General features: G+C 68.5%; 24 protein-coding genes. 12 read left to right on the top strand and 12 right to left on the bottom strand.

Annotation, left to right across the window (positions count from 1 at the left end; all coding sequences use genetic code 11):
• Positions 1-159 precede the first annotated feature (159 nt).
• From ACZ3HL_RS32130 to ACZ3HL_RS32140, 3 genes are read right to left on the bottom strand one after another with little or no spacing between them, the layout of a single operon-like run.
• The gene (locus ACZ3HL_RS32130; RefSeq protein WP_034321592.1) at positions 160-543 is read right to left on the bottom strand and encodes a RidA family protein; all 384 of its coding nucleotides are present in this window, start codon (positions 541-543) and stop codon (positions 160-162) included.
• Positions 540-1,304 (bottom strand): IclR family transcriptional regulator, encoded by a 765-nt coding sequence (locus ACZ3HL_RS32135; protein WP_465535153.1) that lies wholly within the window; start codon positions 1,302-1,304, stop codon positions 540-542. The genes ACZ3HL_RS32130 and ACZ3HL_RS32135 overlap by 4 nt, the downstream gene beginning before the upstream one ends.
• Positions 1,301-2,242 carry a sugar kinase gene (locus ACZ3HL_RS32140; protein ID WP_465535154.1) on the bottom strand — a complete coding sequence of 314 codons (942 nt, stop codon included), beginning with the start codon at positions 2,240-2,242 and terminating at the stop codon, positions 1,301-1,303. The genes ACZ3HL_RS32135 and ACZ3HL_RS32140 overlap by 4 nt, the downstream gene beginning before the upstream one ends.
• A 150-nt stretch (positions 2,243-2,392) precedes the next feature.
• Here ACZ3HL_RS32140 and ACZ3HL_RS32145 point away from each other — a divergent pair, with 150 nt between their 5' ends.
• The 9 genes from ACZ3HL_RS32145 to ACZ3HL_RS32185 are packed head-to-tail and all read left to right on the top strand — an operon-like array spanning position 2,393 to position 13,086.
• Complete coding sequence (locus ACZ3HL_RS32145) at positions 2,393-3,697, top strand: amino acid deaminase (RefSeq protein ID WP_465535155.1); 1,305 nt, start codon at positions 2,393-2,395, stop codon at positions 3,695-3,697.
• Between the two features lie 33 nt (positions 3,698-3,730).
• Positions 3,731-5,326: an N-acyl-D-amino-acid deacylase family protein gene (locus ACZ3HL_RS32150; protein WP_465535156.1), complete on the top strand. Its 1,596-nt coding sequence runs from the start codon at positions 3,731-3,733 to the stop codon at positions 5,324-5,326.
• Complete coding sequence (locus ACZ3HL_RS32155; protein ID WP_465535157.1) at positions 5,323-6,711, top strand: GntP family permease; 1,389 nt, start codon at positions 5,323-5,325, stop codon at positions 6,709-6,711. The genes ACZ3HL_RS32150 and ACZ3HL_RS32155 overlap by 4 nt, the downstream gene beginning before the upstream one ends.
• 27 nt (positions 6,712-6,738) lie before the next feature.
• Positions 6,739-7,869, top strand: coding sequence for a lactonase family protein (locus ACZ3HL_RS32160; protein ID WP_465535158.1), 1,131 nt, complete (start codon positions 6,739-6,741; stop codon positions 7,867-7,869).
• Positions 7,870-7,880: 11 nt separating this feature from the next.
• Entirely contained in the window at positions 7,881-9,164 is a 1,284-nt protein-coding gene (locus ACZ3HL_RS32165) for an extracellular solute-binding protein (protein ID WP_465413078.1), read from the top strand.
• 55 nt (positions 9,165-9,219) lie between these two features.
• On the top strand, positions 9,220-10,179 hold the full coding sequence (locus ACZ3HL_RS32170; RefSeq protein ID WP_465535259.1) for a carbohydrate ABC transporter permease: 960 nt from the start codon (positions 9,220-9,222) through the stop codon (positions 10,177-10,179).
• Positions 10,170-11,045 (top strand): carbohydrate ABC transporter permease, encoded by an 876-nt coding sequence (locus ACZ3HL_RS32175; protein WP_465413076.1) that lies wholly within the window; start codon positions 10,170-10,172, stop codon positions 11,043-11,045. Before ACZ3HL_RS32170 ends, ACZ3HL_RS32175 begins: the two co-directional genes overlap by 10 nt.
• 1 nt (position 11,046) lies before the next feature.
• A complete protein-coding gene (locus ACZ3HL_RS32180) occupies positions 11,047-12,459 on the top strand; it encodes a beta-N-acetylhexosaminidase (protein WP_465535159.1) in 1,413 nt (470 codons plus the stop codon).
• A 60-nt stretch (positions 12,460-12,519) separates the two neighbouring features.
• Positions 12,520-13,086, top strand: a complete 567-nt coding sequence (locus ACZ3HL_RS32185) for a hypothetical protein (protein ID WP_465535160.1) — start codon at positions 12,520-12,522, stop codon at positions 13,084-13,086.
• Here the strand turns inward: ACZ3HL_RS32185 and ACZ3HL_RS32190 are convergent, their stop codons facing one another.
• The 7 genes from ACZ3HL_RS32190 to ACZ3HL_RS32220 form a co-directional block, all read right to left on the bottom strand.
• Positions 13,087-13,629 (bottom strand): hypothetical protein, encoded by a 543-nt coding sequence (locus ACZ3HL_RS32190; RefSeq protein ID WP_465413070.1) that lies wholly within the window; start codon positions 13,627-13,629, stop codon positions 13,087-13,089. It abuts the gene before it with no gap.
• Positions 13,626-14,702 (bottom strand): DUF5005 domain-containing protein, encoded by a 1,077-nt coding sequence (locus ACZ3HL_RS32195; RefSeq protein ID WP_465535161.1) that lies wholly within the window; start codon positions 14,700-14,702, stop codon positions 13,626-13,628. The genes ACZ3HL_RS32190 and ACZ3HL_RS32195 overlap by 4 nt, the downstream gene beginning before the upstream one ends.
• Positions 14,703-15,175: 473 nt before the next feature.
• The gene (locus ACZ3HL_RS32200) at positions 15,176-15,724 is read right to left on the bottom strand and encodes a snapalysin family zinc-dependent metalloprotease (protein ID WP_465413066.1); all 549 of its coding nucleotides are present in this window, start codon (positions 15,722-15,724) and stop codon (positions 15,176-15,178) included.
• Positions 15,725-15,877: 153 nt separating this feature from the next.
• Positions 15,878-16,828, bottom strand: a complete 951-nt coding sequence (locus ACZ3HL_RS32205) for an alcohol dehydrogenase catalytic domain-containing protein (RefSeq protein ID WP_465535162.1) — start codon at positions 16,826-16,828, stop codon at positions 15,878-15,880.
• 18 nt (positions 16,829-16,846) lie between these two features.
• Positions 16,847-17,212, bottom strand: a complete 366-nt coding sequence (locus ACZ3HL_RS32210) for a MerR family transcriptional regulator (protein ID WP_465413062.1) — start codon at positions 17,210-17,212, stop codon at positions 16,847-16,849.
• 36 nt (positions 17,213-17,248) lie between these two features.
• The gene (locus tag ACZ3HL_RS32215; protein ID WP_465535163.1) at positions 17,249-17,917 is read right to left on the bottom strand and encodes a response regulator; all 669 of its coding nucleotides are present in this window, start codon (positions 17,915-17,917) and stop codon (positions 17,249-17,251) included.
• Positions 17,914-19,518, bottom strand: a complete 1,605-nt coding sequence (locus ACZ3HL_RS32220) for an ATP-binding protein (RefSeq protein ID WP_465413058.1) — start codon at positions 19,516-19,518, stop codon at positions 17,914-17,916. Before ACZ3HL_RS32220 ends, ACZ3HL_RS32215 begins: the two co-directional genes overlap by 4 nt.
• 205 nt (positions 19,519-19,723) lie before the next feature.
• Between ACZ3HL_RS32220 and ACZ3HL_RS32225 the strand changes: the two genes are divergently transcribed.
• Together ACZ3HL_RS32225 and ACZ3HL_RS32230 are read left to right on the top strand one after the other, a co-directional pair.
• Positions 19,724-21,046 (top strand): cation:dicarboxylate symporter family transporter, encoded by a 1,323-nt coding sequence (locus ACZ3HL_RS32225; RefSeq protein ID WP_465413170.1) that lies wholly within the window; start codon positions 19,724-19,726, stop codon positions 21,044-21,046.
• A 79-nt stretch (positions 21,047-21,125) separates the two neighbouring features.
• Entirely contained in the window at positions 21,126-21,707 is a 582-nt protein-coding gene (locus ACZ3HL_RS32230) for a DUF6000 family protein (RefSeq protein WP_465535164.1), read from the top strand.
• Here the strand turns inward: ACZ3HL_RS32230 and ACZ3HL_RS32235 are convergent.
• Positions 21,697-22,098: a winged helix-turn-helix transcriptional regulator gene (locus ACZ3HL_RS32235; RefSeq protein ID WP_240593172.1), complete on the bottom strand. Its 402-nt coding sequence runs from the start codon at positions 22,096-22,098 to the stop codon at positions 21,697-21,699. The genes ACZ3HL_RS32230 and ACZ3HL_RS32235 overlap by 11 nt on opposite strands.
• Positions 22,099-22,197: 99 nt before the next feature.
• On the opposite strand from ACZ3HL_RS32235, the gene ACZ3HL_RS32240 reads away from it, so the two are divergent.
• Positions 22,198-23,601, top strand: coding sequence for an MFS transporter (locus ACZ3HL_RS32240; RefSeq protein WP_465535165.1), 1,404 nt, complete (start codon positions 22,198-22,200; stop codon positions 23,599-23,601).
• Here the strand turns inward: ACZ3HL_RS32240 and ACZ3HL_RS32245 are convergent.
• Positions 23,580-24,284 (bottom strand): carbon-nitrogen hydrolase family protein, encoded by a 705-nt coding sequence (locus tag ACZ3HL_RS32245; protein ID WP_465535166.1) that lies wholly within the window; start codon positions 24,282-24,284, stop codon positions 23,580-23,582. The two genes, ACZ3HL_RS32240 and ACZ3HL_RS32245, sit on opposite strands and share 22 nt — an antisense overlap.
• Positions 24,285-24,293: the final 9 nt, after the last annotated feature.

Raw genomic sequence — 24,293 nt, forward strand, 5'->3', positions numbered from 1 at the left:
GTTGCGAAAGCCACTTTCGCAACCTTCAACGTTGCGAAAGTGGCTTTCGCAACCCCCCGGCCAAGCCCAGCACCCAGCAGCACCCCGGTACCGAGTGGGTCTGGTCTCGTGAGTGGTAAGGACGGTTAGAACCGTCCTTACCACTCACGAGGCGCCGGGTCAGTCCGTGACGGCCAGGACGTCGATCTCCACCAGCAGCCCGGCGGGCAGGCCGACGTACACGGTCGTGCGGGCGGGGTGCGGCGCCTCGCCGATCAGCTTGTTGTAGACCTCGTTGAACGCGCCGAAGTGGTCGACGTCGGTCAGGTACACGCGCACCATCATCGCGTCGGCCAGGCTCGAACCGGCGGCCTCGAGCACCGCTTCGATGTTCTTGAAGGTCTGCTCGGTCTGCTCACCGACGGTCTCGCCGACGATGGCGCCGGTGGCCGGGTCGAAGGCGACCTGGCCGGCCACCTGCAGGATGTTGCCCTTGCGGACCGCCTGCGAGAACGCGGCCACCGGCTTCGGCGCGTTCTCCGTGCTGATCGCGGTCTTGCTCATTCCAACTTCCCCTTTCGGTTCCCCGTCCATCCACTGTGGACGGAAGCTTCTTCGGCGGCGGCGAGTAGCTCCGGCACGAGCGCCATCAGGCCGTCGTAGTCCAGCAGTACCTTCGGCACCGACACCGACGCGGCGGCGAGCACCACGCCGCCCGGGCCGCGAACGGGCGCGGCGACGCAGTGGATGAAGTCCTCGTGCTCGGCGTTGTCCACCGCGTAGCCGCGGTCGGCGACGAGCGCGAGTTCCTTCTGGTAGGCCTCGGGCGTGGTGATCGTGTTCGGCGTCCGGACGAAGAAGTCGATCCGCGAGACCACGTCCGTCTGCTTCTCCGGCGTCATCGCCGCGACGAGCACCTTGCCGACGGCGGTGCAGTGCAGGGGCGCGCGTTTCCCGATGCGGGAGTACATCCGCACCGAGTGCCTGCCCTCGAACTTGTCGATGTAGACGACCTCTCCGTCCTCATAGGACGCGAGGTGCACGGTGTGCCCGGTGCGCGCGTTGAGCCCGGCGAGCGCGGATTGCGCGGTGCGGCGGACGTCGCGGTCCTCCAGCGCCTGTTGCGCGAGGTCGAAGAGCGCGCTGCCCAGCCGGTAGTACCGCTGTCCCTCCCTGCGCACGAAGTGGTGCGCCTCCAGGGTGCGCAGCAGCCGCAGCACGGTCGACTTGTGCACGCCGATCTCCTCGGCGAGCTGGTCCAGCGTCTTCGGCTCGCGGGCGAGCCCGCTCAGCAGTGTGAGCGCCCTGTCCAGGCTCTGGCTCATCCGCCCACCATTCCCTTGTCCGTCAGCTTGGCTGCCGCCCATGCTGCCTCATCCGCCCCGAGGAGCGTTTCGACGACGGACGCGGGCAGCGGCTGCCCCACGTCGTCGTGGGTCAGCAGCGTGGCCGCGGCCTGCAGATGGCCGCGCCGCAGCCGGGTCGCGGGGTCGTCACCGCGCAGGGTCGCGGCGAGGAATCCGGCCGCGAACGCGTCACCCGCGCCGACCGGCTCCACGACGTCGACCTGGAGCGCGGGGGAAAACAGCGGTGCTTCGTCACCTTCGATCAACGTGACCCCGCGTGCCCCGTGCTTGACGACCAGCGTCTTCGGTCCGGGCACGGCGGCGCGCAGCCGCGCCGGGTCGCCGGTCCCCCACACCCGCTCGGCCTCGTCCTCACCCGCGAGCACGATGTCGGCGCGGGCGGCCAGCCCGGCCAGGACCGACGGGTCGCGCCCGGCCCACAGCGCGGGCCGGAAGTTCACGTCGAACGACACGAGCGTGTCGCCACGCGGCCGCTCCATCAGCGCCCGCACCAGGTCGAGACACCCGTCCGACAGCGCGGGAGTGATCCCCGAAAGGTGGATGACGCGCACCCCGTCGAGTTCGAGTTTCCCCAGGAGCCCGGCGTCCATTCCGGACGCGGCGGAGCCCTTGCGGTAGTAGCGCACGGGGCTCCCGTCCGCTCCGCTCTCCTTGATGTAGAGCCCGGTCGGGCGCGTCGGGTCGACCACGACCGCGCTGACGTCCACCCCCGCCGCGCCGATCTCACGCGCCAGCGCGCGGCCGAACGGATCGTCGCCGACGGCGCTCACCCAGGCACTGGTGAAACCCAGCGCGGGGAGATGGCAGGCGACGTTCGATTCGGCCCCGCCGATGCTTCGCACCCACTTGCGTACCTCGTCGGGCGGCCCGGATTCGGCCGGCACGAACAAGGCCATCGACTCCCCGATGCACAAAACGTGGGGCGCGCTTGTCACCTTCGCGTCTCCTAGTCGTCACGCCGTTGACCTCCAGCGGACCGGATGCTACACCTATCCCACGCAATATGCGCAACGTCCGTTGCAACATACGCAACCGAGGTGAACCTCATGTTCGAAGCCGGCACCATCGATTCCGCCGCGGTCGCGGCCGTCCGGGAGGAGCACGTCGACTGGCGCTTCCGCTCGGTCGCGCCCTCGCTGTCCGGCCTCACGATCGGCGAGGCCGCCGCCCGCGGCGCGAAGCTGTTCGACGACGGCTTCCTCGGGCCGTTCGTCGTTCTCGACGAAGAGGCCGTCGAACACAACCTCCGCACGATGGCGGCCTGGTGCGCCGAACGCGGGGTCGCGCTGGCCCCGCACGGCAAGACGACGATGGCGCCGCAGCTGTTCGAGCGGCAGCTGCGGCACGGCTCGTGGGGCATCACCTGCGCGAACGCCGGCCACCTGCGGATCTACCGCGCGTTCGGCGTTTCCCGGATCCTGCTGGCGAACCAGCTGCTCGACCCGTCGGGCTTGAAGTGGCTCGCCGCCGAGCTGGACGCCGACGACGACTTCGAGTTCGTCTGCTGGGTCGACTCGGTCCGCGGTGTCGAGCTGATGACCGAAGCCCTGCGTGGCGCCCGCCGCAAGGTGGACGTCCTGGTCGAACTCGGCGCCGAGGGCGGCCGCACCGGTGTCCGCGACACGGAGACCGCGCTCGCCGTCGCCGAGGCCGCGCATGCGAGCCCGGCCCTGCGGCTGCGCGGATCCGGCGGTTACGAAGGCGCGCTTTCCCACCACACCGACGAGAAGTCGCTCCAGTTGATCAGTTCCTATGTGGACGGTCTGCGGGAACTCGTCTTCGCCTTCCACGCCAAGGGCCTGCTCGACGACGCCAGCCAGATCATCGTCACCGGCGGCGGCAGCGCGTACTTCGACCGCGTCGCCGACGAGCTCACCAAGGACTGGGGCGGCCTGGACGTCCTGCCGATCCTGCGCAGCGGCGCCTACGTGACCCACGACGACGGCTTCTACCGGGTGATCTCGCCGCTGGGCGAACACCCGCGCATCGGTGGCGTCGCCTCGTTCCGTTCGGCGCTGCGCGCCTGGGCCCAGGTGACGTCGAAGCCGACGGACGAACTCGCGCTGCTCACCATCGGCAAACGGGACGCTTCGTTCGACGAGGGCATGCCCGAGCCGCGCCTGATCCGCAAGGGCGACGGACCGCCGTCCGCGCTCGAAGGTCATTCCATCCAGAAGATGAACGACCAGCACGCCTTTCTCACGCTGCCCGCGTCGTCGCCGGTCGAGGTCGGCGACTGGGTCGCCCTCGGCCTGTCGCATCCGTGCACCGTTTTCGACAAATGGCCCCTGATCCCGGTCGTCGGCCCCGACGGCGAGACCGTGCTCGATTTCGTCCGCACCCATTTCTGATCCGTCCTCCACCGCCGCAGAGGAAGAATCACCATGGACATCGTCGTCCGTTCCGCACTGGTCGCCGACGGCACCGGGGATCCGCTCACCAGGCACGACGTGGGCATCTCCGACGGCCGGATCGCCAGTGTCGCCGAACCCGGCTCGCTCGCGGGCCGCCGCACCATCGACGCCGAAGGACTCGTGCTCGCGCCCGGGTTCATCGACATGCATTCGCATTCCGACCTCCAGTTGCTCGCCAATCCGGATCACCTCGCGAAGCTCTCCCAGGGCGTCACGACCGAGGTGCTCGGGCAGGACGGGCTCTCCTACGCGCCGGTGAACGACGAGGTCCTCGCGGCACTGCGCCAGCAGCTCGCCGGGTGGAACGACGATCCGGCGGGCTTCGACTGGAACTGGCGTTCCGTCGGCGAGTACCTCGACCGGCTCGACGCGGGGGTCGCGGTCAACGCGGCCTACCTCGTGCCGCAGGGCACCGTCCGCATGCTCACCGTCGGGTGGGAGGACCGGCCCGCGACCGAAGCCGAGATGAACGCGATGAAGGAGCTCATCGCGACCGGGCTGGCCGAGGGCGCGATGGGTATGTCGTCAGGGCTCACCTACACGCCGGGCATGTACGCGACCACCGAAGAACTCGTCGAGCTGTGCCAGGTGGTCGGCGAGCGCGGTGGCTTCTACAGCCCGCACCATCGCAGCTACGGCAAGGGCGCGCTGGAGGCGTTCGGCGAGATGGTCGACGTCTCCCGCCGCTCGGGCTGCCCGCTGCATCTCGCGCACGCCACGATGAACTTCTCGGTGAACAAGGGCAAGGCGCCGGATCTGCTGGAGCTGCTCGACCGGGCGCTCGACGACGGCTGCGACATCACGCTGGACACCTACCCGTACCTCCCTGGCGCCACTTACCTTTCCGCGCTGCTGCCGAGCTGGGCGACCGAAGGCGGGCTGGACGCCACGCTCGCCCGGTTGTCCGATGTGGACACCCGCGAGCGGATCCGCGCCGAGATCGAGGAGACCGGCTCCGACGGCGCCCACGGGGTGCCGATCGACTGGGAGGCCATCGAGATCAACGGAGTCCGCCGGGACGAGAACGCCCACCTCGTCGGGCATTCCGTCGCCGCTTCGGCGCAGCGAGCCGCGAAGCCGGCCGCGGAGCTGTACTTCGACGTCCTGCTCTCGGAAAAACTCGGCACGTCCTGCCTGATGCACGTCGGGCACGAGGAGAACGTCCAGGCGATCATGCGGCACCGCACGCACACCGGCGGCAGCGACGGGCTGCTCGTCGGCGCGCGGCCACATCCCCGCGCCTGGGGCACCTTCCCGCGCTACCTCGCACGCTACGTCCGCGAACTCGGTGTCCTCGGCCTCGCCGAATGCGTCGCCCACCTCACCGGCCGCGCGGCGCACCGCCTGCGGCTCACCGACCGGGGTCTCGTCCGCGCCGGATACGCGGCCGACCTCGTTCTGTTCGACCCGGAAACCGTCGCCGACACCGCAACGTTCGACGAACCGCGGCAGCAGGCCGCCGGTATCCCCTATGTCTTCGTCAACGGTGTCGCCGCCATCGACGATGGTCAACCGACCGGCGCCCTCGCCGGCCATTCACTGCGGAACCCCGGGAGTGCCCGATGATCGACTGGCTCCAACACACGACGGGAGGGCTCCTGACCCTCGCCGCCGTCTCGATCGCGGTGTTGTTGTTCCTCATCATCAAAGTCAAACTCGAGCCCTTCATCGCGCTGATCGTGGTCGGCCTGCTGACCGCGCTGGCCGCGGGCCTGCCGGTGGTCCAGATCGTCGGCTCCGCGCAGAAGGCGTCGGATTCCCTGCTGGAGAAGGGTTTCGGCGGGATCCTCGGCCATATCGCCGCGATCATCGGGCTCGGCACCATCCTCGGGTCCATTTTGGAGCGTTCGGGCGGGGCGAAGGTGCTCACCGGCGCGCTGCTGCGGGCCATCGGTGAGAAGCGGGCCCCGCTGGCGATGGGTCTCGCGGGCTTCGTCTTCGGCATCCCGGTCTTCTTCGACATCGGCATCTTCGTGCTGGCGCCGCTGGTCTACGTCGCCGCCAAACAGGGCGGACGTTCGCTCGTGCTGTACGCATTGCCGTTGCTCGCCGGGCTTTCGATCACGCACGCTTTCCTCCCGCCGCACCCCGGCCCGGTGGCCGCGGCCGGGCTGCTGCACGTGGAACTCGGCTGGATCATCCTGATGGGCCTGGTGTGCGGCATCCCCGCGTTCCTCGTCGGCGGCGTGCTGTATTCGACGTGGATCGGCAAGCGCGTCGACGTTGAGGTCCCCGCGGAATTCCTGGTCGCCGAGGAGGAAGGCGAAAAGGAGACGAACCCGCCGTCGCTGGGGCTCGTACTGGCGATCATCGCCGTTCCGCTCGTGCTGATCCTCGCCGGGACGTTCGGCAGCATCTGGCTTCCCAAGGCCTCCGCGGCCGCCGGTGTCGCCGCGTTCATCGGTACGCCGGCCGTCGCGCTGACGGTCTCGGTGCTGCTCGCGTCCTGGCTGCTGGGACTGCGCCGCGGCTTGACGGGCAAGGATCTGAGCGAGCTTTCGGCGAAGTCGCTGCGCCCGGTCGCGATGATCCTCCTGGTGGTCGGCGCGGGCGCGTTCTTCGGCGCCGTGCTGTCCGCCACCGGGATCGGCAAGGCCGTCGCGGGATCGCTCGACAACGCCGGTCTCCCGGTCATTCTCGCCGCTTACGTCATCAGTTGCGGGATGCGCATCGCACAGGGTTCGGCGACGGTCGCGATCGTGACCACGAGCGGCATCGTCGCACCGACGGTCGCGACACTGGGCTATTCGCAGATGCAGCTCGCCCTGCTGGTCGTCGCGATTTCTGCGGGCTCGATCATCGCCTCCCACGTCAACGACGGCGGTTTCTGGATCATCTCGCGGTACTTCAACATGACCGTGCCGGAGACCCTCAAAACCTGGACCGTGTTGGAAACCGTCCTTTCCGTTTCCGGTTTCGGCGTGGCAGCATTGCTCATGGCAGTGGTTTAAACCACCCGACGACTGGGAGAGATCACGATGACCGGACTGGATCGACGCACCTTCCTCGGCGCCGTCGGAGCGGCTGGACTCACCACCGTTCTCGGTTCCCACCTCGCGAACGCCTCCGAACAATCCTGCGGACCGAAGGGAACCGGGGCCATTTACGTCAGCAGCTACACCAGTTCCGGGCACGGACTCGATGTCGCTCACCGGGACGCGACCACCGGCGCGGTGGTCGTCGACCGGACGATCCCGGGAGTCAGCAACGCTTCCTGGTTCGACCTCAGCGCCGACCGCAAAACGCTCTACGTGACCAATGAGGACGAGAACGGCCAGATCTCCTCGTTCAGCCTCGCCGACCCGGCGAAACCCAAGCTGCTCAACAAGAAGTCGGCCAAGGGACAGCACCCGACCCATCTGAGCGTCCACTCGAGCCAGAAGTACGTGCTGGCCGCGAACTACAGCAGCGGCAGCGTCGTCGTCCTCCCGATCCTCGCGGGCGGGAAGCTCGGCGACGTCGTCGATCTGGCCCAGCACAAGGGTGCCGAGCGTCAGGCGCACGCGCACCAGGTCGTCAACGATCCGACCGGCAAGTGGGTCCTCGCGGTCGACCTCGGCGCGGATTCGGTCTACGTCTACAAACTCGACACCTCGACCGGGAAGCTCAGGCTGAACCAGCAGCTGAAGCTCCCGTCGGGTGCCGGGCCGCGGCACCTGGCGTTCCACCCGAACGGCAAGTACGCGTACATCCTCGGCGAGCTGCGTGCCGAGGTGACCGTCGCGGCGTGGAATCCGGCGACCGGGAAACTCACCGCCGGACAGGTCGTCCCGGCCGTTCCCGCTGGCACCCCCGGCGAGCAGTACCCGGGCGAGATCACCACGTCCAAGGACGGGAAGTTCGTCTACGCCTCCGTCCGCGGCTCCGACACGATCGCGTCGTTCGGCGTCAGCGAGGACGGAAAGTCCTTGAAGCTGCTGAACAACGCGCCCGTCGGCGGGGTGTACCCGCGTCACTTCACGCTCGACCCGACCGAACGCTGGTTCTACGTCTCGAGCGACAAGTCCGGCACGCTCAGCTGGCTGCCGCGCGATCCCGGTACCGGTCTTCCGGGGGCCGTCGCCGGAAAACTGGCGCTCCCCCAGGTCAATTCCGTCTTTTTCGCCTAAGGAGAAAACCCATGAGAACTCGCGTCCTCATCGCGGGCCTCGCGGCCGTCGGCCTCGTGGCCGGCTGCGCGCCGGCCCAGAACACCCCAGCCGCGAGCGGCGGTGACGAGAAGACCGGAACGATCCGGGTCTGGCTCTTCGACGAGGCCAACCGCGCGCCCAAGGAGGCGGCGGTCAAGGAGGCGATCACCGAGTTCAAGGCGGCGCACTCGGGTGTCGAGGTCGACGTCCAGTGGATTCCGGTGGAGGGCCGCGCGGACAAGTTCTCCGGCGCCTTCAACGATCCGGCGAGCGCGCCGGACGTCGCCGAGTTCGGCAACACCGACGTCTCCAGCTACGCCGCCACCGGCGCGCTGGCCGACCTGACCGGCGATCTCTCGTCGTGGAAGGAAGGGGCCGACATCCTGCCCGCGGTACTGGAGACCGCGAAGTCCGGTGGCAAGACCTACGGGCTTCCCTGGTTCACCGGGGTCCGCGCGTTGTACTACCGGACGGACATCTTCGCCGAACTCGGCCTCAAGCCGCCGACGACGCTGGCGGAGCTGACCGAGACCGCGAAGACGATCCGCGCCAAGAAGCCGGAGTTGTACGGCATCTCCGTCGGCGGCAAGTACACCTACGCGATGCTGCCGTTCCTGTGGGCGCACGGCGGCGAGATCGCCAAGCAGGACGGCGGCAAGTGGAAGTCCACTGTGGACTCCGAGCAGGCCAAGGCGGGCGTCGCGGCGTACGCGAACCTGATGAAGGCGGACATCTGCCCGCCCGAGCAGTGCGCCAACCTCACCGGCACGCAGAGCATCACGGCGTTCGCCGGCGGCAAGGCCGGGATGTCCATCGGTGGTGACTTCAACCGCAAGGCCGTCGAGGCGGGCCAGGTGAAGGGCAAGTACGCGATCATCCCGATCCCGGGTACCGAGGCGGGCAAGATCGCCCCGGCGTTCGCGGGCGGCAACCTGCTGGGCGTGTTCAACGCGACCAAGCGCAAGAGCCTCGCGGTCGAATTCACCCAGCTCCTCGGTGGCGCGAAGTACCAGGAGAAGATGTACGTCGCCATGGGCAACCTGCCGACCCTCGGCAGCGTCCAGCAGAAGGTCGCCGCGAGCGACCCGTCGGTCAAGCCGTTCGTCGACACGCTCACCGCGGGCACGAAGTTCGTCCCCGCCACCGCGGCGTGGTCGAAGATCGACGCGCAGAACGTCCTGCCCACCGCGATCCAGCAGATCGCGACCGGCGGCAAGGACCCCGCGGCCGCGCTGACCGCCGCGGCCGCCGAGATGAACAAGGCGTTCGGCTAACCCGGACCCCGCCCCACCACCACCCTCAACGGACAGACTGCGTCTGACTGAGAGAATTATGACTCAGGAAATCCCCCGCACCACGGCTCCGGCCGTCCCGGCACGGCGGTCGCCCCGCCGTCGCCGGGACGGGCGCGCGGCCCTGCTCTACCTGGCGCCCGGCGGCATCCTGCTGCTGGCGATGCTGGTGTACCCGATCTACCAGCTCGTCCTGATCTCGTTCTACGACTACGGCCAGCCGCAGGCGGTCGGCAACGCCCCGTTGGTGTTCCTCGGCTTCGGCAACTACGTCGAGCTGCTGGAGAACCTGCAGTTCTGGGAGGTGCTGGCCAAGACCCTCGGCTTCACCGCGGTCTGCGTCGTCGGCAGCCTGGCGCTCGGGACGGGGCTCGCCGTGCTGGCGACCCGGGTCCGCGCGTGGGCGCGGGTCCCGCTGTTCCTGGCGGCGCTGGCCGCGTGGGCGACGCCGGCGATGGCGGGCTCGTACGTCTGGCTGTTCCTGTTCGACGCGGACTTCGGCCTGGTCAACGAGGTGCTCTCGGGCATCGGCTTCACCGGGATGGCGAACCACTCCTGGACCTTCGACACCTACAGCACGTTCGGGCTGGTGGCGGCCGAGGTCATCTGGTGCTCGTTCCCGTTCGTCATGGTGACGATGTACGCGGGGCTCAAGGGCGTACCGGAGGAGGTCGTCGAGGCCGCGTATCTCGACGGCGCGTCGACCTGGCGCACCACGTGGTCGATCACGCTGCCGATGGTGCGGCCGCTGCTGACCATCGCCACCATTCAGTCGATCATCTGGGATTTCAAGATCTTCACCCAGATCTACGTGATGACCAACGGCGGCGGCGTGGCCGGGCGCAACCTCGTGCTCAACGTCTTCGCCTATCAACAGGCCTTCGCCGGACAGGAATACGGTCTCGGCGCGGCGCTCGGAGTCGTGATGACCTTGCTGCTGCTGTCCATCACCGGGCTGTACGTCCGGTCGCAACGCCGGAGCGCGGGATGGGTGTGACGACGGCGCCGAAGAACCGCCGGGTGAAGCGCCCTGGCAGGCTGATCGCCGAGATCATCTGCGTGCTGATCGCGGGCATGGTCGCCTTCCCGGTGTATTGGATGGTGCTGTCGGCCTTCAAACCCACCGGGCAGATCCAGGCGGAGAACCCCCGCCCGTGGACGCTCACGCCGACGCTCGAACACTTCGAACGGGTGCTGAGCGGCGAAGGTTTCGCGATGTTCTTCCTGAACAGCGTGATCGTGGCCGTCGTGGTGGTGGCGTTGTCGCTGCTGCTCTCGTTCCTTTCGGCGGTCGCGCTGACGCGGTTCAACTTCAAGGGCCGGACCGTGCTGCTGGTAATGGTGCTGGTCGCGCAGATGGTGCCGGTCGAGGCGCTGACCATTCCGCTGTTCTTCCTGATGCGCTCGGTCGGCGACGTCGCGCCGGCGTTCGGCACCAACCACCTCGGCTCGCTGATCCTGGTGCACCTGGCGTTCAGCCTGCCGTTCGCGATCTGGATGCTTCGCGGATTCGTCGCCGCGGTGCCGCAGGAGCTGGAAGAGGCGTCGAAGATCGACGGGGCGAGCCGCATGCGGTTCACCTGGCAGATCCTCTTCCCACTGGTGGCGCCCGGTCTGGTGGCGATCAGCGTGCTGGCGTTCATCCACGCCTGGAACGACTTCCTGTTCGCGAAGACGTTCATCATCTCCAACACCGAGAACCAGACGCTCCCGCTGGCGATCCTGGTGTTCTTCAAACCGGAGGACACCGACTGGGGCGCGGTGATGGCGGGTTCGACGCTGATGACCATCCCGGTGCTGGTGTTCTTCATTCTCGTGCAACGACGACTCGTGTCCGTCATGGGCGGCGCGGTGAAGGGCTGACATGCCTGGCTTCGAAACCTTGCTCCCCCGTCCCGTCTCGGTGGAACCGTTGCCGGGACATTGCCCAGTACCATCCGAAGTGGACGTGCGCCGCGACGATCTCCTGCCCGCCGAGGGTTACCGGCTGGAGATCGATCCGTCCGGCGTGACACTGCACGCGGCCGACGCGGCAGGCGAGTTCTACGGCCGTCAGACGCTCCGGCAGCTGATCTGGCCGGACGCGTTCCGGGCCGCACCGATCCACAGTGGACAGCAGACCATTCCGTGCGGCGTGATCACCGACCACCCCCGGTTCGGCTGGCGCGGCTGTTTACTGGACGTGGCAAGGCACTTCCGGACCAAGGCCGAGGTGTTGCGGTTCATCGACCTGATCGCCGCACACAAGCTCAACGTGCTCAACCTGCACTTGACCGACGATCAGGGCTGGCGGATCGAGATCCCCGAGTTCCCCAGGCTGACCGAGGTCGGTGCCTGGCGGAAGTCGTCCATGGTCGGGCGGCACGACGGTCCGGAGCGCGACGGGCGGCCGCACGGCGGCTTCTACACGGCCGACGACCTCCGCGAGATCGTCGCGTACGCCGCCGCGCGTTCGGTGACGGTGGTCCCGGAGGTCGACATCCCCGGCCACGCGCGGGCTGCGATCACCGCGTACCCCGAGCTCGGCCCGGAGACCGACGAGCCGTGGGAGGTGTGGACGAGCTGGGGTATCAGCACGTCCTTGCTGAACACCGAGAAGTCCACAGTGGACTTCTTCAAACGCGTCTTCGACCACGTGCTGGAGATCTTCCCGTCCGAGGTCATCGCGCTCGGCGGTGACGAAGTCCCCGGTGCGACCGAGGAGCACGGCCGGTTCGTCCGTGAGATCGCGCAGCACCTGGTCGATCGGGGGCGTCGTCCGCTCGGCTGGGACGAAGTGCTCGAAGCGGGCGACCTGCCGCCGATGGTCATCGGCTCGTGGCAGAGCGAAGCGGCCGGCGCCCGCGCGGCGGCCGCCGGGCACGACGTCGTCATGTGCCCCGAGGAGCACGTGTACCTGGACCACCGGCAGTCCGACCACCCGGACGAACCGATCCCCGTCGGGTACCTGAGCACCCTGGAGGACTTTTACGGCTACGAGCCGGTGCCCGCCGATTTCCCCGAGGGGAAGTCGATCCTCGGCGCGCAGGCGCAGGTGTGGTCGGAGCATCTCGACACCGTGCGTCGCGTGGATTACGTCGCCTTCCCGCGTCTGTGCGCCTTCGCGGAGGTGGCGTGGAGCGATCCGGGCGGGCGGGATTACGCGGAGTTCCTGCCACGATTGCGGGACCATCACCTGCCGCGGCTGGACGCGCTGGGCGTCGAGTATCGGCCGCTCGACGGGCCGCATCCCTGGCAGACGCGGCCGGGCGTCCCGGGGCGGCCTCGGCAACGGTGAACGGTCCGTGACGGCCCCCTTCCTTGCGCTCGGCGCCGGGAAGGGGGCCATCATGGGGTGATGAGTGATCAGTGGGTCGACGCCTCCCAGCTGCCTGAAGAACTCGTAGCGCTCATCGACACCCTCCGCCCCGGCGAGAACGTGCTCATCACCCGGAACGGCGAGACCATCGCGACGATTTCCGGCGCTGTCCGCGAAGAACCGGCGCGTTCGGCGGACTCCGACGACATCACGGTGGTGGCCACCGCCATGAAACTCTCCGCGTCGGCGCGGGACTTGTTGTCCGAGCGGCTCGGCCCCGGCTACCTAGTGCTGGACCTGCGTTCGGCTCCCCCGAGCGTCGACGTCCTGCTGGTCCCGCCGGGCAGCCCGCAGTTGATCGGCAATTTCCGGGCGCTGTACCCGAAGGCCCGGATCGTGATCACGGAGATCGAGGACGCCGAGCTCGGCGTCAAGTACGAGGGCCCGGTTCGCCGTCTCCTCGACGCCGGCGCCGAGGCCTATCTCCCGTCGAGCACGATCCCACGGCTGGCGGAGCAGCTGGACCGGACCATGACACAGCTGAACCAGCTCACCGGTGACTCGTCGGTCCCCCTGACCATCGAAGCGGGCCTCGCACGCGAGTGATCAGCGAGAGCCGAAGTCGCCGACGTTCAACCAGCCGACGTGCTCGTCCCAGCTGTCCCAAAAGATCAGCTTCTCGGCGGCCCGGTAGTGATGCCGGTATCCCATCAGCTCGCCGCAATCGAAGCTCTCCTCGACGAGATCGGGCGTGCCGAACACGTCGAGAAACTCGTCACGGGAACGCAGGTACCCGAAGTGGGCGAGAAGGCCGCGCTCGCCGCCGTACATCGCGAAACCGACGACCGTCCCGCCGACGATCCGGTGGCTGAACTTGCCGGAAAAGTGAACGATTCCCTCGGTTTCGAGGACGCTCTCGACCACTTCTTCACGCGAGAGGGGCTCACCGTTCGCGCCGAAGTACTCCGTTTCCCGGCCGCTTCCGGCGATCACGCGGTGGACGATCGGCGAGAGCGTGACCTCGATGACGCTGTCGCGGGCGACGGTATCGACGGCTTTCGATCCGCAGCGGGCACCCGCGAGGCTCAGGCCGCGCGAGCCGGCATCCCGCCGGGTGAGCACGTCCAGATCGTCGAGTATCTCGATCACCCGATGAAGCGTAGTACCGGTGGCCAGGCGACCTCGACGAACCGCGGCCGGTAGATCCGCGCGTCCTCGAAGTTGTCGCCGTGGTCCAGACTGTTCACGTTGTACGACACCGTGAGCTTCCCGGGACGGCTCAACTGCGGATGCGCTGTCGCGTCGTAGACGATCCGCCGGTCGTTGGCTTCGGGGGCCCGGTGGAGAACGACGGGATCGCCGAACGGGCCGGTCGGCGAGTTCGCGGTGTAGGCGAGCATCACGGGGCTGAAGCCGGGACCGGTGTCCATGGTGATCAGCACGTACTCGCCCCCGACGCGGGTCACCGAAAACGCCGTCCCGACCCCGGGCAGCATCCGGGCCGAGTCCTCCTCGCGGGACGACCAACCGGCGCCGGTCCAGAACTGCCAAGGTCCGCGAAGGCCCCTGGCGGGCACCCTGGCGAGGCTCAGATGGCCTTGTCCGGCGCCGTAGATGTAGGTGTACCCGCCGTCTTCGAGCAGTTCCGATCCCCATGCGACCTTGTCGCTCACCGGGATCACCAGTAGCTCGGACGGCGTCAGCGCGGGCAGCCGGAAGGTGGCCAGCGACGTGCCGGTGTTCCGGAAGTCGAGACCGCCGGGCCCTGTCGTCTCGTACCGGTTGTAGAGCACTCGCAGGACGTCGCCCTGGACGACCCCGTCACCGACCCAGTAGTGCTCGCCGGAACCCGCGAGCCCGATCAGCGCCTCCGGCTCGTCCGGGGTGCCGCCGTGCAGCGTCTCGCCCAGCGTGCCGTCGGGCCGCTGGACGACCAGGGTGTTGCGGGCGATCGGGCTGTCCCGGGGGCGGCTGTGGTCGGGATTCACCGTGCCGAGGAACGTGTCCGAGAACAGCCACGCGGTGCGGCCGTCGGGCAGCGGGACCGACACCGTGCGATCCCCGCCGGTCCAGTGGCCGCCCTGATCGCCGTAGTCGTTCCAGAGCTCGTTCAGCCCGGCGACGGGCGCCTCCGGCGGCGGCGCGGACGCGATCCCGCTGCTCGCCACCACGGCGCTGAACAACAGCGCGGCCGGTACGAGAATCCTCGACGCCCGGCGCATCGGATCATGCTAAAGGCGACGGGGACTTTGTACGACCCTTGTGCGCCAGGTGATTACCGTCCACGGGATCGCCAGGGCCGCGGCCGGGCCGGCACCGAATGGGGCAAGTCTCGTGAGTGTTTAGGACGGTTAGAACCGTCCTAAACACTCACGAGACCAGATCCGCTCGGTACCGGGGTTCTGCTGGGTGCTGGGCATGGCCGGCGGGTTACGAAAGCCACTTTCGCAACGTTGAAGGTTGCGAAAGTGGCTTTCGCAACGTCGACCGCGGCCGGGCCCTGCACCGTCCCGGTGAGCATGTCGCGAAAGCCACTTTCGAGACCTCTGCTGTCCCGAAAGTGGCTTCCGCGACACCGGCTCCAGACCCACAGACCCTGACGAACCGGGCCCGGCATCAGGGCGACCGGAGCCAGCAGATACCTGAGACACCCTCGGCCAGAACCGTCCTTACCACTCACGAGAGACCAAAAGCGTCAGTTGTAGATGCGCTGCATGGCGCCCGCCGCGAGGAGCCCGTTGGCCCACAGCGAGTTCACCCGCGAGATCTCCTGGGCGTTCGGCTTCGCGTTGGTGCAGGACGGGCCGGGGCCGCCGCCGGACATCAGTTCGGAGCACGGACCCTGGTAGTTGTCCGGCAGGCCGAGCGCGTGGCCGGTCTCGTGCGCGGCGATCCGAGTCTGGTCGTACTCCCGCGCCTGCGTGTAGTCGATGAAGATGGTGCCGCGGCCGTGGCCGTCGGTCTCGGCGTACGAACCCGAAGGGTCGTTGCCTTCGGTGTAGCGCAGGGTGGCGCCCGACGAGCTCTCCTGCAGCTTCACGTTGGACACCGAGTTGTTCCAATTGGCCACGCCCGCCTGGATGGCGGCGCGGAAGCTCGGCGCGCCCGAGGCGTCGTAGTAGACCGTGGTCGCCGCCACGGTCTGCTGAGCAGGCTGGACCGCCGCCGTGGCCTGGCCCGCGGTGACCGGGACGGCCAGCAGCGCCAAGCTCACCGACGCGGAGACGAAGAACTTCCTTGCCATGAACCCACTCCTTGTGAGGACGACGGAATGGTTCGTGAATTTAGAAGTCCCGGCCGAGGTCTGGCACCAACTTTCGTCGCTTCCGCCAGCTGGTGATTTACCAACACTTTCGCCCTATTGACATGCACACGTTCGCATACGACCATGTCGCGCTCAAGGCCGTAGCACCAGCTTTCCCGACGTCGCCCGCGCCTCGAGTTCCGCGAGCGCCTTCGGCCCGTCCGCGAGGTCGTACACCGTCGGCGTCCCTGGCACGCAGACCCCGGCCGCGATCAGGGCACGCAGTTCGTCCATCAGCTCCGCGAAGATCTCGGGCGCGTGCTCGATCAGGACGCCGAGATGCAGTCCGATCACGTGGATCTGCTGCCGGAAGTTCAAGTCCCGGTTGGTGATCGAGACCTCTCCCCCGGCGACGCCGTAGACCACGACCCGTCCGGTGACCCGCTTGGCCGCGGCGAGACCGGCGGCGAAAGCCGCCCCGCCCACCGATTCGAGCACGAGGTCCACTTCCCCCGCCCCCTCGCCGTAACCGATCACGCGGTCAGCGCCCAGCGCCCGCACCGAGTCGTGCTTGCCGGGCGAGGCGGCGCCGATGACGGTCGCCCCGTAGTGCTTGGCCAACCGGACCGCGGCCTGGCCGACCCCGCCTGCCGCCGCGTGCACCAGCACGGTCTCACCGGCGGCGAGCCTGCCCAGCGGTTTGAGCGCGGCGAGCGCCGTGACCCAGTTCAGGATCAGCCCGATCGCCCGCTCGTCCGGCCAGCCCTCGGGCACCGGGACCGCGCCGGAGGCGGACAGCACCATGTACTCGGCGAAAGCCCCGCCGCCGGTCCCGACGACGTGGTCGCCGACCGCGGGCGCGGTCACCCCTTCCCCCAGGGCCACGACCTCGCCTGCCGCCTCGAACCCGGCGACGTACGGAGCTTCCGGGCCGCCTTCGTACGTGCCCCGCGTCTGCATGACGTCGGCGAAGTTGACCCCCGCCGCGGTGACCTTCACCAGAATTTCGCCTGGTCCCGCCACCGGAACGGGTGCGTCGGCGACCAAGTGGAGATCTTCAGGACCGTTCGCGGAGTCCTGTCGCAGCGCGCGCATCGAAGTCATGTCCGCACGCTAAAACCCTCACGTTTGCGTGAGGGTCAAGTCCCGGAGGTACGCGTCGAGGGCGTCGCGGTTGCGGGTCATGAGCGCGATCCGGCGATCGAGCACCTCCCGCTGCCGCGCGACCTCGCCGATCATGTACTCGCACGGCACCTTCGGCCGGACCTGGTCCGGCCCGTCGAGGTACGGCAGGACTTCGCGGATCAGCCGCACCGGCAGCCCGGCGTCCAGCATCCCGCGGATCTGCAGGACCGCCTCGACCGAGCCTTCGCAGAAGTCGCGGTACCCATTGCCTTCGCGGCCCGGGCTGATCAAGCCCTCTTCCTCGTAATAGCGCAGCGCGCGGACGCTGACCCCGGTCCTCCGCGCGAGTTCGCCGATCTTCACGATCCCAAGGTAGCCCGCGGGCCGCGGTATAGGTCGTTATACGGTTTTCGGTTTGTACCAGACCTCGGGGCGGCCGACCTGGCCGTAGCGGGGCTCGCGCTGAGCGAGGCCGTTGTCGGCGAGGTATTCGAGGTAGCGGCGTGCGGTGACGCGGGAGGCGCCGATCGCGGTCGCGGCCGCCCCGGCGGACAGGCCGTCGGCGGCCGAGGCGAGGACCTCGGTGATCGCCTCCAGGGTCTGCGCGCTCATCCCCTTGGGCAGGACCTGCCGCTCGGTGGTGCGCAGGGTGCCGAGCGCGCGGTCGATCTCGGCCTGGCCGGTGACTTCGCCCGAAGCGCCGTGGAACTCGGCGTAGCGCTCGAGTTTCTCCCGCAGGGAGGCGAAAGTGAACGGTTTCAGCAGGTACTGCACCACGCCGACCGACACGGCGGCCTTCACGAGCGCCAGATCCCGCGCCGAGGTCACCGCGATGACGTCGATCGGGAGCCCGGCCGCGCGCAGCGACCGGCACACGGCGAGGCCGTGCGTGTCCGGGAGATAGAAGTCCAGCAGTACCAGGTCGACCGGTTCGCGTTCACAGAATCGCAGGGCGTCGCCGCCGGAATGGACGACGCCGGCCACGGTGAAGCCGGGCATCCGCTCGACGTACACCCGATGCGCGTCGGCGGCCACCGGTTCGTCCTCGACGACCAGCACCTTGATCATCGCGCGGACTCCTTCGGCGGCAAACACACGGTGAACACCGCGCCCTCGGCGCGGCCGACGTCGATCGTCCCACTGTGCCGCCGCACCGCCTGACCCACCAGTGCCAGGCCGAGTCCGTGCCCATCCTCGGGCTTGGTGGACCAGCCGCGCCGGAACACCTCTTCGACGTCCTCGACGCCAGGTCCGGTGTCGGCGACCCGCAGCAGCAACCCGTCGGCGTCCGCGCGGACGGTGACCTCGACGCCGGGCCGCCCGCCGTCGCCGGCGTTCCCCGCCGCCGCGTCGATGCCGTTGTCGATCAGGTTGCCGAGGATGGTGACCAGGTCCCGCGGCGGGACGCCGGTGTCCGCGTCCTCCATGACGGTGTCCGGCGTGATCGTGAACTCGACGCCGCGTTCGCTCGCCTCCGCCGCCTTGCCGAGCAGCAGCGCCGCGAGCACCGGTTCGGCGACCGCGCCGACCACGCGGTCGGTGAGTTCCTGCGCCAGCGCGAGTTCTTCGGTCGCGAACTCGACGGCCTGTTCGGGGCGACCGATCTCGACCAGCGAAACGACGGTGTGGAGCCGGTTCGCCGCCTCGTGCGCCTGCGACCGCAGCGCTTCGGCCAGGCCGCGCACGGTGGTCAGTTCCCCGGTCAGCGCCTGGAGTTCCGTGTGGTCGCGCAGGATCACCACGGTGCCCATCGCCTTCCCGCCCGAGCGCACCGGCGACGTGCTGACGACGAGCACCCTGGCTTCCGTGAGATGGAGCTCGTCGGTGCGCTCCTCCCCCGAGGTGAACGCTTCGACGAGATCCTCTGGGATGTCCAATGCGGACAGTTCGCGGCCCACCGGATCATCGGTGACCTCCAGCAGCGCACGGGCTCCGTCGTTGCACAGCACCACCCGGCCGTCACCGCCGACGAGCAGCAGCCCCTCGCGCACGGAATGCAGGACGGCCTCGTGGTACTCGAACAGGTTGCTCAGTTCTTCGGGCGCGATCCCCCTGGTCTGCCGCCGGAGCCGGGCGCTGACGAGATAGCTGCCGATCCCGCCGACCACCAGCACCGCGACCGCGACCCCGATCAGCGGCCACAGGCGTTCCCTCAGTTCGGCGTCGATCGCTTCCACGGTGATACCGACAGACACCAGCGCGACGACCTGTCCGGCGGCACCGTGCACCGGGACCACGACTCGTTCGGACGGCCCGAGTGAGCCCGCGTAGGTCTCGAGCACCCTGCCACCGCGTTGCGCTTCGCCGATGTTGCCGATGAACGGCTGCCCGATCAGATCCGGATTCGGATGCGTGTAGCGGATCCCGTTCCTGTCCATGATGGTCACGAAATCCACTTCCGTGTCCGCGCGGACACGCTGCGCGAACGGCTGCAGCGTGTCCGTGGGCTCCGATGTGGACAGTGCGGCCAGCACCCCTGGCGCGTCCGCCACCGCCTCGGCCACCGCGATCACCTTGTCCTCCGCCCGGTCTTCGGTGGCCCGGACGGAATCGAGGTAGGCGAAGGTCACCCCCGCCGCGACGAGGACGACGAGCACCACGAGCTGGAGAACCAGCAGCTGGCGGGCGAGACTGCCGCGCCTGGTCCGGATCCGCGTCGTCGAGGGCACCCGCTCATACCAGCACACCGGTCCCGGGGCCGCTCGGCGCGCCCGGCCGGAATTCCCCGGAAACCACTCGCGCGAACTCAATGAACACAACCGTGACCCAGCTCACCTGGCCGGGTGATAGTGACCGGCAATCCACGGACACCCCCCTGAGCTGGAGGCAAAGGTGCCTACAACGCCGGAAGCGGCGCCGCGACGTCGCGACAAGATGCACTACCTGTACCTGGCCGTGATCGCGGCGGTGGTCCTCGGCGTCATCGTCGGGTTCGCCGCGCCGGGTCTGGCCAAGGAACTCAAGCCGCTCGGCACGGGTTTCGTCAATCTGATCAAGATGATGATCTCCCCCATCATCTTCTGCACCATCGTCCTCGGCATCGGATCGGTGGCGAAGGCCGCGAAGGTCGGCAAGGTCGGGCTGCTGTCGCTCGGCTATTTCCTGATGATGTCGACGTTCGCGCTCGCGATCGGGCTCGTCGTCGGCAACCTCCTGCACCCGGGCGAGGGCCTGCATCTCGACCCCGCCGCCGCCGCGAAGGCGCACAAACAGGCCGAGGGTGGTGAAGGCACCATCGACTTCCTGATGGGCATCATCCCCACCAGTTTCGGTTCCGCGTTCACCGAAGGCCAGGTGCTGCAGACGCTGCTGGTCGCGCTGCTCGCCGGATTCGCCGTGCAGAAGCTGGGCACCAAGGGCGAACCGATCCGCCGCGGTATCGAGCACATCCAGCGGCTGGTGTTCCGGATCCTCGCCATGATCATGTGGGCCGCTCCGGTCGGCGCGTTCGGCGCGATCGCCGCGGTGGTCGGGGAAACCGGCTGGGGCGCGCTGCGCAGCCTCGCCGTCATCATGATCGGCTTCTACCTGACGTGTGTGGTGTTCGTGTTCGGCGTGCTCGGCGCGGTCCTGTGGATCGGCGCGCGGGTCAACATCTTCACCCTGCTGCGCTACCTGGGTCGCGAGTTCCTGCTGATCCTGTCGACCTCGTCGTCCGAATCGGCGCTGCCCCGCCTGATCGCGAAGATGGAGCACCTCGGGGTGTCCAAACCGGTCGTCGGTATCACCGTGCCCACCGGCTACTCGTTCAACCTCGACGGCACGGCCATCTACCTGACGATGGCGACGCTGTTCATCGCCAGCGCGCAGGACCAGCCGCTGGGCGTCGGCGAACAGATCTCCTTGCTGCTGTTCATGATCATCGCGTCGAAGGGCGCGGCGGGCGTGAGCGGCGCCGGGATCGCCACTCTCGCCGGCGGCCTCCAGTCGCACCGGCCGGAACTGGTCGACGGCGTCGGCTTCATCCTCGGCATCGACCGGTTCATGTCCGAGGCCCGCGCGCTGACCAACTTCGCGGGCAACGCCGTCGCGACCGTCCTGGTCGGCACGTGGACCAAGGAATTCGACCGTGACCAGGCCAACCGGGTCTTCAGCGGCCAGGCACCGTTCGACGAAGCCACCCTGATCGACGATCACGCCTCGGATCCCCCCGAGGACCGTGACGGCGATCGGGAGAAGGCCGTGGTCAACGCGTAGCCACGGTGAGAACGAACCGCGGTGCGAGGGTCCCCCGTCCTCGCACCGCGGTTCTCCGCTTTCTGGGAAACTCACCGGCATGCCGGACGCCATCGACCGTTACGTGGTCTCGCGGTACTCCAAGCTGCTGCACGGCAACTTCGCCGGGATGATGAGCGACCCCGAACGCGAGGCTTTCCTGCGCGACCTGGTCGAGGACGCGCGGAGCGTCACCGACGACGAACTCGGCGACCTGCTCGCGGCGGACTGGCGGCCGCGTATCACGGCGGCCTGGCTGATCGGCGTCGACCGTCGTACCGCCTGGCGCGGACGTATCCGCGAACTGCTGCTGGAGAGCGGCCTGGTCTTCGCCGGGCAGGGCTACTGTTTCGCGCTCGCCCGGTTCGGCACGATCGCCGACGCCGAGATCCTCGTGTCCTATCTGGACCATTACCTCGCGCGGCCGGATCTGCGCTACGACCAGGAATGGGCGCTCGCGGCGCTACACCACATCGACGCCGACCTCACGACCGCGTACACGTCACGCTATCTGCGGCCGGACGGCCTCTGGGGAAGCTGGTCCGCGAACAACGGCACGGACCTGCCGTTCCAGAAGATGTACTTCGACCTCCTGTGCTCGCACGTCCAGCGTGCCGTGCACACGGCGGACGTCAGGCGCTGACCTTCTCGTCGTAAACGACGCGGGACGCGGCGATCGAGTCGCGATGGCGCTCGGCCCAGCTCAGCAGGCCGCTGAGTGACGCATAGAGTTCTTTCGCCATCGGCGTGGCCTCGTACTCCACCTTCGGCGGCACCGTCGGGTACACGGTGCGCACGAGCAGGCCGTCGCGTTCGAGGTTCCGCAGCGTCAGCGTGAGCATCCGCCTGCTGATCCCCTCCACCGAGCGTTCCAGTTCGGTGAACCGCACCGGCCCGCGCGTGGCCTCCAGCAGGATGCCGATCGCCCACTTGCCACTGATCCGGTTGATCACCTCGAGCACGGTGCACACCTCGAGTTTTTCCGGATCGACCACCCTGGCCTGCGCGGTCACATCGGTGTTCCCCTGGGACATGAAAGTGCCTCCTTCCGGCGAGGAACAGAGTCACACAAGATGGGCGCTGTTACAAGTGATGCACCAAAGCATCACCTGGGGAAACCTCGAAGGATCACCATGCGCGCTCTCATCCTTGCCGTCCTTTGCGCCGTCTCCCTGATGGTCGTCCTCGACGGCTCGATCGTCGCCGTCGCGCTGCCCGCGATCCAGAACGACCTCGGCTTCACGCCGTCCACCCTGGCCTGGGTGGTCAACGCCTACCTGATCGCGTTCGCCGGGCTGCTCCTGTTGTCCGGCAGGCTGGGCGACCTGATCGGCCGGAAACGGGTCTTCCTGGCCGGGCTCGGCCTGTTCACCCTCGCCTCGCTGCTCTGCGGAATCGCCCAGGACCAGACGCAGCTCATCGGGTTCCGCTTCCTGCAGGGTGCCGGTGGCGCGCTGGCATCGGCCGTCGTACTCGGCATGATCACCACGCTCTACCCGGAACCGCGGGCACGGGCGAAAGCCATCGGTGTCTACAGCTTCACCCAGGCCGCCGGATCGTCGATCGGGCTCATCGCGGGCGGGACGCTCACCCAGCTGCTCGACTGGCACTGGACGTTCTTCGTCAACCTGCCGATCGGCGCGGTCGCGCTGCTGCTGGCCGTCCGGCTGCTCGCCGACGATCGGGGCCCCGGCCTGCGCGGCGGCACCGACGTCACCGGCGCCGGACTGGTCACCGGCGGGCTGATGCTGCTGATCTACACGATCGTCAAGGCCGAGGAATACACCTGGGCCGACGCCCGCACGCTCGGGCTGCTCTCGGTGTCGCTACTTCTTGTCGCCGGATTCGTGCTCCGGCAAGCGAAGGCTCGCCGACCGCTGCTGCCGCTGCGGATCTTCCGCCTCCGCGCGGTGTCCGGGGCGAACACGGTGATGGTCCTGATGGTCGCCGGACTGTTCGGCTTCCAGTTCATCACCGCGCTCTACCTGCAGCGAGTGCTCGAACTCGACGCGTTGAGCACCGGGTTCGCCTTCCTGCCCGCCCCGCTGTCGATCGCGGTGACGTCCCTGGTCTTCGCCGAACGGCTGAACCACCGCTTCGGGGCACGAACCGTACTCGTCACCGGGCTTTCCCTGGTCACGCTGGCGCTCGGCTTCCTCGCCACCGTCGAGGCGGACGGCGACTACGCGACGGACGTCCTGCCCGCGCTCGTCCTGATGGGCATCGGGTTCGGCGCGGCGATGCCGGCGCTGATGGGACAGGCGATGTCCGGCGTCGCCCCCGCCGACACCGGGGTCGCTTCGGGGCTGATCAACACCACGCAGCAGATCGGCGCGGCCATCGGGACCGCCGTGCTCGCGACCGCCGCCGCGTCCCGCACTGGCTCGCTCCTGGCCGAGGGCACCGCGATGCCCGAAGCCCTCACCAGCGGCTACCGGACGGCGTACGCGTTGAGCGCCGGACTGCTCGCGCTCGCCGTCTTCTCCGCGACGGTGTTCCTTCGCACCCGGAAGGTTCAAGAAGCGATCGTCGCGTAGGCCCATTCGGAGACCTCGCCGCCGAGCCGCACCTCGGCGGCGCCTCCGGGTTTCCAGACCCCGCTGCCGCCGAACGCGGCCATCCCGCCGGTCTTGCCGGAATACTGGGAGAGCACGACCCACATCCCATGCCCGGCCGCGACGCCGACCTGGTCGAGCAGCCGCTGTTCCTGGCCCTCGCTGAAGAGCGCGCTGAGGACGTAGACCTCGGCACCCGCCTCGGCAAGCTCCCGCGCATGGTCCGGATTCGCCGCGTCGAGGCAGATCGCGAGGCCGAGACGCCTGCCACCGACCTCGACGATCACCTGCCGCGTGCCCGGTTCGAAGAGCTCTTCCTCGCTGTTGTGCAGATTCCGTTTCGCATAGGTGGCAACGGTTTCCCCGTCGGCACCCAGGACAAGCGAGCCGATGTACCGATGGCCGTCCTCCACCAGCGGCAGCCCGATGACGGCGTGGACGGCGCTCGCCCGGCAAGCTTCCCGGAGCGGTTCGAGGCGGGGATCGTCCGGGGACAGCCAGCGTCCCGGATCGGCGGCGAGTGCCTCGAACTCCAAGCCGGTCAAGGAAAGTTCGGGGAAGACGCAGAGATCGGCCTCCGCGATCCGGAGGAGCCTCGCGTGTTCGGCGATGTTCGCGGAAAGATCAGCGGGGACGGTGAACGGCTGCACGGTGGCGACACGCATCACGGGAGC

The organism is Amycolatopsis sp. NPDC000009 (assembly GCF_055563465.1).